Source organism: Corynebacterium nasicanis (assembly GCF_042658165.1).
GTDB lineage: Bacteria > Actinomycetota > Actinomycetes > Mycobacteriales > Mycobacteriaceae > Corynebacterium > Corynebacterium nasicanis.
This window is the reverse complement of record NZ_JBHSQE010000006.1, coordinates 1-12,354: the sequence shown is the minus strand read 5'-3', so window position 1 is coordinate 12,354 and position 12,354 is coordinate 1. Positions and strand designations below refer to the sequence as shown.

Here is a 12,354-nt window from a genome sequence, read left to right as displayed (position 1 = left end):
GGCGGGAGTGCCGCCCGCTCAGATCCAGCCCCGCTCCCGCGCCCGGGTGTAGGCCTCGAAACGGTTCTGCGCCCCGACCTTGGCCATCGCCGAGGAGAGGTAGTTGCGCGTCGTGCCCGGCGCGAGGTGCGCCGCCGCCGCGATGTCCTCCACCGAGCCGCCACGGCCCGCGAGTTCCAGCAGCTCCGTCTCGCGCTCGGTGAGCGGAGACTCCCCGGCGGAGATCGTCCACGCGGCCAGCTCCGGGTCGATGTGGCGGCGGCCGGCGTGCACGGCGCGGATGGCGGCGGCGAAGTCCGCGGCCGTGGAGGTCTTCGGCAGGAATCCCCGCACCCCGGCGGCGAGCGCCTCCTTGAGCGCCCGCGGCCGGGCGTGGCTGGTGACGATGAGCACCCCCACCTCCCCGAGCCGCCGCGCCGTCTCGATGCCGTCGATGCCGCCCAGCTGCAGGTCACAGACGCACACGTCCAGCTCCTGCCCGCGCCGCCACCACTCGAGCAGTTCCTCTCCCGAGGCGGCGACGGCCACGACCTCGAGATCCTCCTCCAGGCTGAGCAGCGTGGCCAGGGACTGCGCGACGAGCGATTCGTCGTCGACGATGGCAATCCGGATCATGCCGTCTCCTCCAGGATGAGCGTGGCGGTGAAGGTGTCGCCCTCGCGGGTGGTCTCCAGGTGGGCGCCGCGGCGGCGGAGGGTGTCCAGTCCACCCGGCTTACCGACGTCCCCGTGTGCCCCGTCGTTGCTCATCGTCACCGCCGCCGGTCCCAGGGTGAGCGTGGCGGCGGTGGCGTCGGCGTGGCGGAGGAGGTTGGTGGTCGCCTCCCGCACGAACCAGGCCGCCATCTCCCGGTGCTCGGCGGGGACATCGAGGCTGTCGCCGGTGACGGTGAGGGGGACGCGGGCGTCGATAAGCAGGGAGCGGGCGCCGGCGACCTCGGTGGCGAGGTTGACGGAGCGGTAGCCCTGCACGACCTCCCGCATCTCCGACAGAGACGTCGACGCGAGGGTGCGCAGATCCGCGAGTTCCCCGCTCAGCCGCGCGTCACCGCGTTCGGCCAACTTCTGCGCCAGCTCCGCCTTGATGGACAGGGCGGCCAGGTGCTGGCCGAGGGTGTCGTGGAGTTCCTGGGCGAAGCGCAGGCGTTCCTCGCTGACCTTGAGTTCCGCCTCCAGATGGCGGGCGCGCTCGGATTCGCGCATGACACCGGAGGTCCACAGGGACATGAGGGTCACCGAGGCGAAGAGCGTCGGCATGAGGGCGAGGTAGACAACGGCTGGCTCCGAACCCATCCCGCCGCCGAAGGTGAGCACCAGCACGGCGGTGACGGCGGCGATCCACCACCAGCGCCGCCGGGTGAAGGGCAGAAACGCCAGGCAGAGGCATTGGCTGAGGGCGATGGCCAGGAACAGCGCCGCCGTCTGCATCCCTGGCGGGGTGGGTGCCAGGTACGCCCCGACGCAGGCGGCGAGGGCGAGCGGCAATATAACGAGCCCGGCGCGGAACCAGGGTCGGTGGTCCCGGCGCTCCCGCGCGTTGAGGGCCGGTTGGAGTTCCAGCGCCATGACGCTGAGCGCCATCGCGCCGAGCACCACCAGCACCATGAGCGCCAGGCCCCAGCCGGGGATGGTCTCCACCCCGAAGGCCGGGACGAGGAAGAACAGCGGCAGCAGGATCGCCACCGACTGGATGGACCAGCGGGTGTAGAGCTGGAACTTGGCGGCGCTGCCGAGACCCCGCCACGAGCGGACGGGGTTGGGCAGGCGGGTCGCGGAGGTCACAGGGCCCAGCCTAACGGTGGGTGTCCCAGCGCATGTGGCGGTGGGCCGCCCACCCGGCCGCCAGGGTCCACAGGGCGAGCAGCAGCATCTTCTGCCACGACTCCGCGAACACCTCCCCCGCGCCCAGCGCCGGGGTCTCCGGGGAGAAGGAGCCCAGCCACCCGAGTTGGACGAGGTCGAAGATGAGCGCGAAGGGGGTGCGGTCGATGATCTCCGCCGCCGGTCCCGGAGCCAGGGAACGGAAGGAGGACATCGAGCCGAGCACCAGGAGGAACACCGGCAGCGAGGTGACCTGGGCCGCCTCCGCGTTGCTGGTGAACGCCGAGGTGAGCAACGCCAGCGCCGAGCTGAGGACGATGCCCAGGAGCAGCGCCACCACCAGCGGGACCAGGTTGACGGGCCGCGGGGCGCCCCCGAGGAGCAGCACCGCGCCGAGGAGGATGCTCATGACCATCAGCAGCACGGCGCCGGGAATGCAGAGGGCGGTGAGGATCTCGCGGTCGGTGGCCTCTCCGGTGCGCAGGCGCTTGAGTACCTGTTCGTCGCGCCGGGTCGTCGCCATGGAGAGCACGGCGTAGAACTGGACGAAGAGCAGTGCGAAGGCGAGAAATATTTCGAGGGCGCTGGCCGTCGCCATCCACGGGGTGTCGATGCTCCGGTAGAGGAAGAACAGGCCGAGCGGGAACAGCAGCGGCATGAATATGGCCATGCCGACAATGGTGCGGTTGCGGGTGAATTGCCGCCCCTCGGCCTGCGCCAGGGAACGGGTACGGGTGAGAGTGGACATGAGGGGTCTCCTTGCAGGATCAGACGGTGATGCTCTCGGCGCCGGCGATGTCGAGGAACACCGACTCGAGGGTGGCGGGGCGGGCGGCGAAGTTCTCCACCGCAACGTCGTGCTCGGCGGCCCAGGTGAGCAGCCGGAAGGTGTCCCGGCTCAGCTGCCCGGTGGAGATGCGCAGGCGGTGTCCGTCGCGGGAGAGGTGCGCGCCGGGCAGCTCGGGCAGCGGCGGGTGCTGCGCCGGGAGGGCGGCCGTGATCGTCGAGGGCACGGCCGCGACGAGACCGTCGGGGGTGCCCTCCACGCGGATGCGCCCGCGGTGCATGATGGCGAGGCGGTCGCAGAGTTCCTCGGCCTCCTCCAGGTAGTGGGTGGTCAGCAGCATGGTCACCCCGCGCTGCCGGAGCTGGCCGAGCAGGGCCCACACGTTGCGGCGCGACTCCGGATCGAGCCCGGTCGTCGGCTCGTCGAGGAAGAGGACGTCCGGATCGCCGACCAGCGCGCACGCCAGGTCGAGGCGGCGTTGCTCGCCACCGGACAGCGCCCCGACGCGGATGTCGGCGCGGTGGGTGAGGTCGACGTCGGCAAGCACGTCGGCGGCGGGGCGCGGCGTCGAACACGTGCCGGCCCACATGTCGAGGGTCTCGGCGACGGTGAGCTGGCTGGGCAGGCCGCCGGACTGGAGCATGATGCCCAGCGCGGGGCGCAGGCGCGCCCGGTCGGCGACGGGGTCGAGGCCGAGGACGCGGACCTCGCCGTGGGTCGGGGCGCTCAGCCCCTCGAGGATCTCCAGGGTGGTGGTCTTGCCGGCGCCGTTGGTGCCCAGCAGGCCGAAGACCTCCCCGCGTTCCACGTGGAACGCGATGTCGTCGACGGCGACGAAGGAGTTCTTGCCGGACCGGTAGTGGTGGGTGAGGCCGCGGACGGTGATGGCGGGTGGTGTGGTTGTCATGCCCCCATGGTCACAGGGAAGCGTTTGCGCAGGTAGGGGCGTTTGTCACCGATCGACATGACAGATGTCACGGGGTGAGGGCATCCCCCTCGTCGCTCCCCTGCTGAACCAGCACCGTGATGTTCCCCGGCCCCGGCTTCGTCTGACCGGTACGCCCGGCGGGGATCTCCGCCCCGTGATCCGCGATGACCGATTCCAGGTGCGCGCCGGAAGGGACCGTGACCTCCCCGAGGAGGACGCACCTGCTGACACTCGCCCCCTTCTCCACCCGCACGCCGGGGCCGATGAGGCTGTGGTCGACCGCGCCGGCGACGAACGCGTCCGGGCACACCAGCGAGTTGTGGATCTCCGCGCCGGGGGCGATGCGCGCCGGCGCCGACTGGGTGAGGTTGGTCAGCAGCGGCCAGTCCGCCCGGTGCAGATCGATGCCGGTGCCCTCGATGAGCTCCATGTGGGCGCGGAAGTAGGCGTCGATGGTGCCCAGGTCACGCCAGTAGCCCTCCATGCGGTATTCGTGGACAGTGGTCTGCTCCACCAGGTGCGGGACGATCGACTCGCCGTAGTCGCCGAGTTCGGAACCGTCGGAGCCTGCCGGGAGCAGCGCCTGGCAGGCGCGGCGCAGGGCGGCGACGTCGAAGACGAAGACCTCCGTGGCCACGACGCTGCCCCGCGGCGAATCCGGCTTGTAGTCATAGGCCGTGACCTGCTTCTTCGCGGCGGTGACCACGCCGTAGCGGGAGGGATCCTCCGCCACCTCCGTGGTGACGATCGTCAGGTCACTGCCCAACTCCGCGTGCTGCGCGAGCACCGGACGCAGATCCAGCTGAAAGAGATGGTCGGCGCTGAGCACGATGAGGGTCTGCGCGCCGAACTCCTCGACGGCCTCCAGCTGCTGGAACAGGGCGTGCCCGTTGCCCTCCGAGAAACCGTCCTCCATGTCCCCCTCCCCCGGAGGGAGGACGCGCAGCCCGTGGCGGGTGCCGTCCAGATCCCACGGCCGCCCACCGGCGAGGTGCCGGTTGAGCAGGTTCGGGCGGTACTGCTCGGCCACCCACACGTCCCGGATCTGGGAGTGGGTGAGGTTGGACAAAGCGACGTCGATAAGCCGGTAGGAACCGGCCAGAGGCACGGCCGGTTTGGGGCGCGCATCGGTGAGCGGGGACAGCCTGCTGCCGCGCCCGCCCGCCAGAATGAGCGCGACCGTGGGGGATGCGTTGCCGTTCATGGGACCATCGTACGGAGATCGGTAGTCTGGCCGCATGGACCGAGATACCGTGACCACTCTCCTCCTCGACTTGCTCGCCCGCACCGCGCTCACCCTGCCCCGCCTCCGGGAACTCAGCCCAGCCGAACTTAATTCCCACCCCGGCGGGCACCCCAATTCCCCCGCCTGGCTGCTGTGGCACACCGGCCGGGAGATCGACATGCAGCTCGCGCACCTCAGCGGCGGCGCGGAGGTGTGGGAGGAGTTCCGGGAGCGTGTCGGCCTCGGCGAGATCGGTGACACCCTCGGCTATGGGCACAGCCACACAGAGGCCGCATCCGTGCAGGTCGAGGACTTCACGGTGCTCATCGAGTACATCGGCGCGACCCTCGGCGCCGCCCACCAGTACATCAGCGGGGTGAGCGACTGGGGCGAGATCATCGACACCTACGACGGGGAGCCGATCACCCGGCACGTGCGGATGACATCGATCCTTATCGACGCCATCGAGCACCTCGCGCAGGTGGCCTACATCGCCGGGATGCCCTCAGTGCTCTCGTAGAGCCTCAATGAGTTCGGCCTTGTTCATCGTGGACCGGCCCTCGATGTCCAGCTCGCGGGCGCGTTCGCGCAGCTTATCGACGGTCCAGTCCTCGTAACTCCCCGCCTCACCCCCCTTGCGCCCCACCTCCTCCCGGGAGGTGCGGGCGGCGGCGTTGGCGATGCGGGCCGCCTTCTCCTGGCTCGCGCCGTCCGCGCGGAGGGCGTCGTAGAGTTCGCGGTCCTTGATGGGATCTGCCATGGGCCCGAGCATAGCGACGCCGCCCGCTCCCCCGGGATGGGGAACGGGCGGCGTCGATAAGCAGGGCTAACCGCGGGTCACGTCCAGCGACTGGCCACCGTCGGCGACGTCGACGTGGACGGTGTCGCCGTCCCGGATGTCGCCGGCCAGCAGCTCCTTGGCCAGGCGGTCACCGATGGCCTGCTGGATGAGGCGACGCAGCGGCCGGGCACCGTAGGCCGGGTCGTAACCGCGCTCGCCGAGCCAGGACTTCGCCGCATCGGAGACATCCAGGGTCAGGCGACGGCCCGCGAGGCGGGCGGCCAGCTGGCGGATCTGGATCTCCACGATGTGGGTCAGCTGCTCCTGCGACAGCGGGTCGAAGATGACCACGTCGTCGAGGCGGTTGATGAACTCCGGCTTGAACGTCCGCTTCACGGCCTCCATCATCTGCTCGCGGGTGCCACCGGCACCCAGGTTCGAGGTGAGAATGAGGATCGTGTTGCGGAAGTCCACCGTGCGCCCCTGGCCGTCGGTGAGACGACCCTCGTCCAGAACCTGCAGCAGCACGTCGAAGACATCGGGGTGAGCCTTCTCCACTTCGTCGAAAAGCACGACGGTGTAGGGACGACGGCGCACGGCCTCGGTGAGCTGGCCGCCGGCGTCATAGCCGACGTAGCCCGGAGGGGCACCGACGAGGCGGGCGACGGAGTGCTTCTCGCCGTACTCGGACATGTCGATGCGCACCATGGCGCGCTCGTCGTCGAAGAGGAACTCCGCCAACGACTTCGCCAGCTCCGTCTTACCCACACCCGTCGGACCGAGGAAGAGGAAGGAACCGGTGGGCCGGTTCGGGTCGGCGACCCCGGCGCGGGCGCGACGGACCGCATCCGACACGGCCGTCACCGCCTCGTCCTGACCGACGACGCGGTTACCCAGCACGAGCTCCATGTTGAGCAGCTTCTCGGTCTCGCCGGCGAGCATCTTGCCCGCCGGGATGCCGGTCCACGCGGAGACGACCTCGGCGATGGTGTCCGGGGTGACCTCCTCGCTGAGCATGGCGTTGTTGGCACCGTCCGCCACCTCGGCCTCCGCCTCGGCGACCTCCTTCTCCAGCTCCGGGATCCGGCCGTAGCGCAGCTCGGCGACCTTGCCGTAATCGCCGTCGCGCTCCGCGATCTCGGACTCCTGGCGCAGCTGCTCCAGCTCCTCCTTCGCGCCGCGCACCTTGTCGATGCTCGACTTCTCGTTCATCCAGCGGGCCTTGAGCTCGCCGAGCTTCTCGCGCTCATCCGCCAGCTCCTGCTGGAGCTTGCTCAGACGGTCGCGGGAGGCGGCGTCGGTCTCCTTGGACAGGGCGACCTCCTCGATCTCGAGGCGACGCACGATGCGCTCGAGCTCGTCGATCTCCTGCGGGGAGGAGTCGATCTCCATCCGCAGGCGGGAGGCGGCCTCATCGACGAGGTCGATGGCCTTGTCCGGCAGGAAACGGTTGGTGATGTACCGGTCGGACAGGGTCGCGGCGGCCACCAGCGCGGAGTCCTGGATACGGACACCGTGGTGGACCTCATAGCGCTCCTTGAGCCCACGGAGGATACCCACGGCATCCTCCACCGAGGGCTCGCCGACGAAGACCTGCTGGAAACGACGCTCCAGAGCGGCATCCTTCTCGATGTACTTGCGGTACTCGTCGAGCGTGGTGGCACCGACCAGGCGCAGCTCACCGCGGGCGAGCATGGGCTTGATCATGTTGCCGGCGTCCATGGCGGAATCACCGGTGGCACCGGCGCCGACGATGGTGTGCAGCTCATCGATGAAGGTGACGATCTGCCCGTTGGAGTTCTTGATCTCGTCGAGCACCGCCTTGAGGCGCTCCTCGAACTCACCGCGGTACTTCGCGCCGGCGACCATCGACCCCAGATCCAGGGAGATGAGGGTCTTGCCCTTGAGCGACTCCGGGACGTCTCCGGCGACCATGCGGCGCGCCAGCCCCTCGACGATGGCCGTCTTACCGACGCCCGGCTCGCCGATGAGCACCGGGTTGTTCTTCGTACGCCGGCTGAGCACCTGCACGACGCGGCGGATCTCCGCGTCGCGCCCGATGACCGGGTCGATCTTGCCCTCCCGCGCACGGGCGGTGAGGTCGGTGGAGTACTTCTCCAGCGCCTGGAACTGGCCCTCCGGGTCCTGCGAAGTCACCTTGGTGGCGCCGCGCACCGAGGGGAAGGCCCCCTTGAGGGCGTCATAGGTCGCGCCGCGGCTCTTGAGCAAGCCCGCCGCATCCGAATCGCCGCGCGCGATGGCGGCCATGAGGACCTCGGTGGACACGTACTCGTCGCCGAGCTCACCGGCCAGCTCCTGGGCGGCGGTCAGCGCGTTGAGTGCCTCGCGGTTGAAGTTCGGGTTGGCCAGGTTGGCGCCGGCCGCCTTGGGGTAACCGTCGACCAGCTCCCGGGCCTCCCGGGCCACGGTCTCCGGATCGACGCCGGTGGCCTTGAGCACCGGGGCGGCGATGCCCTCCGGCTGGTCGAGAATCGCAGCGAGCAGGTGCGCCGGACGGATGTCCGGGTTACCGTTCGCGGAAGCGGACTGCAGTGCGGACTGCAGGGCCTCCTGGGTCTTGGTGGTGGGGTTGAACGAGCTCATGGGCACGTTTCCTTTCTCTTTTGTCAGTTATCTACTAGTACTAACGCACCAAGAGTTGAGTCTGTTCCACTCAAGGCAAAAAAACTTTGAGTCCCTCCGACTCAATGGTAGGCACCCCCGCTTCTCGACGCCCGCGTGTTCCGACATGGTCCAGAAAGCCGAACAAATCAAATGCTGGTCAGGCAGGTCCCCGAGTGCCCGAATCCGATGCCACATCGGAGTGCGGCCCTAGATTCGCCGTTGGACCCGTTTCGCGTTGGCAAGACAATGGAGTCATCCACCTCGGCCAGGAACTCCCACTGGGCGGCACGGGACTCACCGTGGAACATCTCGACCTTCGTGCCCCTGAAGCAAATGATGTTCCGGACATGGACGAGAGGGCCGTCTTCGCGCAGGTGAGCACTTCGCCAGGCTGATCCATCACAGGGACGGTGAGGTGCAGCATCGCTTAGTTGTCTACGGCCAAGCCCTCGTCGACTCCGACATCATGGCGCCGGTGGGGTCGCGGGGAGATTCGAAAGAACCCACGATGGCCGAGGCGCTGCACTCGACGCTCAAACGAAGCTATTCGATCGAAAAAGCTGGCCGTCGTTGACAAATGCCCTCAAGGAGCCCTCGAAGCAGATTGGGCAGTAATACAAACTTCGGCTACATTCCTCGCTGGGCTACCACCTACCGATGGACGCCCACCAGCAATGGAACGAACTTCAGGCCCAGGCCGCCCCATCAACAAGAGAATGAAGCTCTACAAAGCCCGAAGCTCGAAAGCTATACTGAGAAGTGCTTCCAGATGTTGTCCTCGGCGTCCGCGTTCCAGGGACACGGCCCTACAGAGAGCCAGATTAAGGAGACTCGTTGACAACAAACCGACGGATTGTGGCCACTGTGACCGCAACGATCACCACTGTTGGACTATGTCCCCTCTTTGCTGTTGCACAAGCTGAACGGATCGTATTCCCAGATGAACACGAGACCTACGCCCAGGAGTTCCAGCAGGACCCCATCATCCCACCCACCGTTGACGGCGTCGGCGGGTTGACTGACGAGGAGGTCGTCTAATACCAGCAACAAATCCGTACCGCGATGGAGTCAGGTGAACCAGAAAATGCCATTACTACCGGACAAATGTGGTCTGATTCCATCGTGCTGCCCCCGCAGTTGAACAAGCATGATGCAGATATCGCCGAAGTTGCTGTTGCTGCAGAACAGACCTCTCTGGGGCGGGCGAGGCGCACCGCCGCTCACTGTCGGACGTTTTGGCCCAGCCCACACCAGGTGTGCGGAGCGATCCTGCAACGCTATGAACAACTTGGGGGAATGACCAGCTGGCTATTGTGGCCGATTGAGCCAATGTCCGCCAATCCCGATGGGCAGGGTTACCGGCAGCGCTACCAGAACGGCTTTATTTACTGGCATCCTGATACCGGGGCACACGCAGTAGCCGTTCGCAATGCTGAGGTCTGGGCACGTAATGGTTGGGAAACCGGGTGGCTCGGCTATCCCCTCGGAGGAGAGGTCCCAGTCAAGGGGTCACAACCTGTCGATGGAGAACTTAACGGTTGGGTCCAGCACTTCCAAGGAGGGCGGATCTACCGCAGTCCTCTACAACAGGTCGCCAGCATCAACGGACTTATCCTGGAAGAGTGGCTAGAAATGGGCGGGCCCAACAGTTACCTAGGATTTCCCATCGCCGACGAGGCCAAGACAGCAGACAGCATTGGGCGGTTCAGCGTCTTTCAGGACGGAGAGATGTACTGGCATCCTGACGCCGGCACCTGGGGAATAAGTGGACCCTTCCTGTTCGAGTGGGCTAAAGGTGGGAGAGAATCAGGGACGCTCGGCTACCCTTCTGGGACACCTGTAGAAGAGGTTCTATTACAAGCCTCTCAGCCATTCCAGAACGGACTCATTAGAGGATATTTTGAACCAATCAATAAAGGAAGCGTAGCCGATTTCGATCACTCGCTTGTTTGGGAATTTGATCCGACTCCACTACCCATTATCGACCACCTGGAGTGAGGGAAGATATGCACGTTCGCAGAGAGAGCATCCTAATGGCCCGCCCATATCAAGCAATGTTGACCACCCTCTTAATTGCACTCACATTAATCCAACCAGCATCGATCGCAACAGCGATGCCAGAAAGCTCTCCTCAAACGATATTATCCCGCCAGCCTCCCCCAGCAATCCAGTGCGGAGGAAAATCGGGATATCCCACTTTTCACAGGGTACACACAGGCAAACGGGAGAGTATCAAATCCACGCTCAAGCTAGGAACTGGTGCAATTTTACTCCGAACGGCCTGTCCCTAGGGGGAAAAATGTACAGAAGTTCATGGAGGGCCTGGTCTCAAGTTCCGCACATTGGGAACTACAGAAACCCCACAATAGGCCATAATAGAGCCTCTTCCAATCCTAACCGTTTCGTATTCGTCGCAGAATGCGAGCCAGGAACATGGCATCGTTGGAAAGTGAGATTCGGAAACAGTGCCCTAATTAATGGAAGGCCTGCCTATAATGCAAATCCCTTCATGACGAGGGAAACTCCTGAGGAAATTAAGTGCGGACCAAGTTGACACCCGCGGACCCCCACTCAAACCAAATGGAGACAAGCAGAACGCGCCAGCTATTGGCCGTCACTTTCGCAATAATATGTCTTCTACTTCCCGGATGTGCCAGCATCCTAGATCATCCAGATAGCACCTATTTAATAGGGAATTCAAGGGGTTATGATCTCGGCTTGGATGTGCTCTCCGTGGGTTCCCAACCACTTTTGATTGATTACGGTGAGATCAACCCCGAAGGTGGCGTCGACCATATTTTCTGGGACCCGACGGATTCACCAGATCAGATAGGAAGTAAGTCCACAGTCGTCAAATCCCTTATAAGATCAGAAAAATTCTTGGTTACTGAAGTTTACGTGACTTCGTTTCAATCTGAGAGTGCGGGAAGCATACGGGATCTAAAACTCCTGAACTGCACACTCGGGAATCGCCACGAGACGGAATGTAAGGTCGAGGAAATTAGCGACAGCTCTTGGGTGGTATCTGCAGAACTTCCAGCTGAGTCGTATCGAGTTCTCCAAGTGGTTTTTTCAGATAGATTTGGCGAAACAGGAAGGGTTTTCCAATCGACATGGATACTGTGAGTAGCTCAATTCTTTGCACATTAGGAGGGCGATCACTTTGGTGAAAATGTGGGAACTGATGTGGCAGAACCAAACTGATATTCAGAAGATTCCCCCGCCGCGGCTCCCTTACTCGCTCGATTCCCCTGAACTTCTCAGTTGGCTTCAAGAGAAGTACGCATTCGGCATTCAGCTATGCCTTCCCGTGTACTCAAAATGGGGAAAACGACTCTTTTGGAATGATCTTGCCCTGAAGAATAACCACGTCCTTGAAGTTGGCAAAGATTTTTGGGATTCTATAGGAATCCATACCAGCGCAGGGCGCGTGGCCTTTTCCGAGTTTTTACAGGAGCCCTACCACGGCACCATCGATCTAATGACCTGGCAGAGTTTGCGACTCAACCTAGCGATCCCGACAGATGGAATACTGTACTCTGACGAATTGCTAACTTCTGATGGTAGTGCGTGCCCCGACATTGAGTTAACCGTACCGGGGAATAGCTTTCGATTTTTCCGTTATGCTTGTGTCGGCGAGAGGCTTGTCGAGCCGTGTTCCTCGGATCTTGGTGTCAGTGTTTGCTGGCGGCGAGATGAATGGTTGCTTTTTGTAGACGCAGGACTTTCGCGAGCGGGGCTGTTCTTTTCGGACCAAGAAGTTTTTCGAAGTATTACCAAAGATGATGAAATTGAAACGTACCTTTTGTGGTCGACAAAGTTCCGCGGATCTTGACTATGTGGGTTGTAAAGCGAAGTTTTGGCGGCGCTTTACAATTTGGAGTACGTAACCAGATAAAGAAGGTCACTGCGAGTCCAGCGTTTCATCACAAGATGTAGGGATCCCAAATGTGGCTCTTCACGATTTGAAGTGCGTAGCTGACCACGGGGTGGGGTTCGGGGTGGCACAACATGTAGGGGTCCTGGCCGGTACAAGATGAGAGTTGCGAAGCTTCCATCTGACCGAACCAGGACCTTGCTGTGCAGCCTAGTGGCAACCTCGTCGCCGACACCACTTGCCGCACGGCAGAAATCGGCCTGACCATCACCGGTGCGGCTGACGCCGGGCCCTTCACCATCATCGACGCC

General features: G+C 64.1%; 12 protein-coding genes. 5 read left to right on the top strand and 7 right to left on the bottom strand.

Going from position 1 to position 12,354, the window contains the following annotated elements; genetic code table 11:
* Nucleotides 1–18: 18 nt before the first annotated feature.
* From ACFPUZ_RS08280 to ACFPUZ_RS08260, 5 genes are all read right to left on the bottom strand, one after another.
* The gene (locus tag ACFPUZ_RS08280) at nucleotides 19–615 is read right to left on the bottom strand and encodes a response regulator (protein ID WP_377001452.1); all 597 of its coding nucleotides are present in this window, start codon (nucleotides 613–615) and stop codon (nucleotides 19–21) included.
* On the bottom strand, nucleotides 612–1,781 hold the full coding sequence (locus ACFPUZ_RS08275) for an ATP-binding protein (protein WP_377001451.1): 1,170 nt from the start codon (nucleotides 1,779–1,781) through the stop codon (nucleotides 612–614). Before ACFPUZ_RS08275 ends, ACFPUZ_RS08280 begins: the two co-directional genes overlap by 4 nt.
* A 10-nt stretch (nucleotides 1,782–1,791) precedes the next feature.
* Entirely contained in the window at nucleotides 1,792–2,568 is a 777-nt protein-coding gene (locus tag ACFPUZ_RS08270) for an ABC transporter permease (protein ID WP_377001450.1), read from the bottom strand.
* Between the two features lie 19 nt (nucleotides 2,569–2,587).
* The gene (locus tag ACFPUZ_RS08265; protein ID WP_377001449.1) at nucleotides 2,588–3,514 is read right to left on the bottom strand and encodes an ABC transporter ATP-binding protein; all 927 of its coding nucleotides are present in this window, start codon (nucleotides 3,512–3,514) and stop codon (nucleotides 2,588–2,590) included.
* Between the two features lie 67 nt (nucleotides 3,515–3,581).
* Nucleotides 3,582–4,739: a glucose-1-phosphate adenylyltransferase family protein gene (locus ACFPUZ_RS08260; RefSeq protein ID WP_377001448.1), complete on the bottom strand. Its 1,158-nt coding sequence runs from the start codon at nucleotides 4,737–4,739 to the stop codon at nucleotides 3,582–3,584.
* Nucleotides 4,740–4,773: 34 nt separating this feature from the next.
* On the opposite strand from ACFPUZ_RS08260, the gene ACFPUZ_RS08255 reads away from it, so the two are divergent.
* Entirely contained in the window at nucleotides 4,774–5,280 is a 507-nt protein-coding gene (locus ACFPUZ_RS08255; protein WP_377001447.1) for a DinB family protein, read from the top strand.
* On the opposite strand, the gene ACFPUZ_RS08250 is transcribed toward ACFPUZ_RS08255, so the two are convergent.
* Together ACFPUZ_RS08250 and clpB are read right to left on the bottom strand one after the other, a co-directional pair.
* Complete coding sequence (locus tag ACFPUZ_RS08250; protein ID WP_377001446.1) at nucleotides 5,266–5,520, bottom strand: Rho termination factor N-terminal domain-containing protein; 255 nt, start codon at nucleotides 5,518–5,520, stop codon at nucleotides 5,266–5,268. The two genes, ACFPUZ_RS08255 and ACFPUZ_RS08250, sit on opposite strands and share 15 nt — an antisense overlap.
* A gap of 66 nt (nucleotides 5,521–5,586) precedes the next feature.
* Nucleotides 5,587–8,145 (bottom strand): ATP-dependent chaperone ClpB, encoded by a 2,559-nt coding sequence (gene clpB, locus ACFPUZ_RS08245; protein ID WP_377001445.1) that lies wholly within the window; start codon nucleotides 8,143–8,145, stop codon nucleotides 5,587–5,589.
* Between the two features lie 885 nt (nucleotides 8,146–9,030).
* Between clpB and ACFPUZ_RS08240 the strand changes: the two genes are divergently transcribed.
* The 4 genes from ACFPUZ_RS08240 to ACFPUZ_RS08225 all read left to right on the top strand — a co-directional run bounded on the left by ACFPUZ_RS08240 (nucleotide 9,031) and on the right by ACFPUZ_RS08225 (nucleotide 12,001).
* Nucleotides 9,031–9,204 carry a hypothetical protein gene (locus tag ACFPUZ_RS08240; RefSeq protein ID WP_377001444.1) on the top strand — a complete coding sequence of 58 codons (174 nt, stop codon included), beginning with the start codon at nucleotides 9,031–9,033 and terminating at the stop codon, nucleotides 9,202–9,204.
* 66 nt (nucleotides 9,205–9,270) lie between these two features.
* Nucleotides 9,271–10,164 (top strand): LGFP repeat-containing protein, encoded by an 894-nt coding sequence (locus ACFPUZ_RS08235; protein ID WP_377001443.1) that lies wholly within the window; start codon nucleotides 9,271–9,273, stop codon nucleotides 10,162–10,164.
* A 720-nt stretch (nucleotides 10,165–10,884) separates the two neighbouring features.
* Nucleotides 10,885–11,292, top strand: coding sequence for a hypothetical protein (locus tag ACFPUZ_RS08230; protein ID WP_377001442.1), 408 nt, complete (start codon nucleotides 10,885–10,887; stop codon nucleotides 11,290–11,292).
* Nucleotides 11,293–11,332: 40 nt separating this feature from the next.
* A complete protein-coding gene (locus ACFPUZ_RS08225; RefSeq protein ID WP_377001441.1) occupies nucleotides 11,333–12,001 on the top strand; it encodes a hypothetical protein in 669 nt (222 codons plus the stop codon).
* Nucleotides 12,002–12,354 lie beyond the last annotated feature (353 nt).

Coding starts and splice junctions, on each gene's coding strand:
- ACFPUZ_RS08280 (WP_377001452.1), bottom strand. CDS start 615: ATGATCCGGATTGCCATCGTCGACGACGAATCGCTCGTCGCGCAGTCC.
- ACFPUZ_RS08270 (WP_377001450.1), bottom strand. CDS start 2,568: ATGTCCACTCTCACCCGTACCCGTTCCCTGGCGCAGGCCGAGGGGCGG.
- ACFPUZ_RS08265 (WP_377001449.1), bottom strand. CDS start 3,514: ATGACAACCACACCACCCGCCATCACCGTCCGCGGCCTCACCCACCAC.
- ACFPUZ_RS08260 (WP_377001448.1), bottom strand. CDS start 4,739: ATGAACGGCAACGCATCCCCCACGGTCGCGCTCATTCTGGCGGGCGGG.
- ACFPUZ_RS08255 (WP_377001447.1), top strand. CDS start 4,774: ATGGACCGAGATACCGTGACCACTCTCCTCCTCGACTTGCTCGCCCGC.
- ACFPUZ_RS08250 (WP_377001446.1), bottom strand. CDS start 5,520: ATGGCAGATCCCATCAAGGACCGCGAACTCTACGACGCCCTCCGCGCG.
- clpB (WP_377001445.1), bottom strand. CDS start 8,145: ATGAGCTCGTTCAACCCCACCACCAAGACCCAGGAGGCCCTGCAGTCC.
- ACFPUZ_RS08235 (WP_377001443.1), top strand. CDS start 9,271: ATGTGGTCTGATTCCATCGTGCTGCCCCCGCAGTTGAACAAGCATGAT.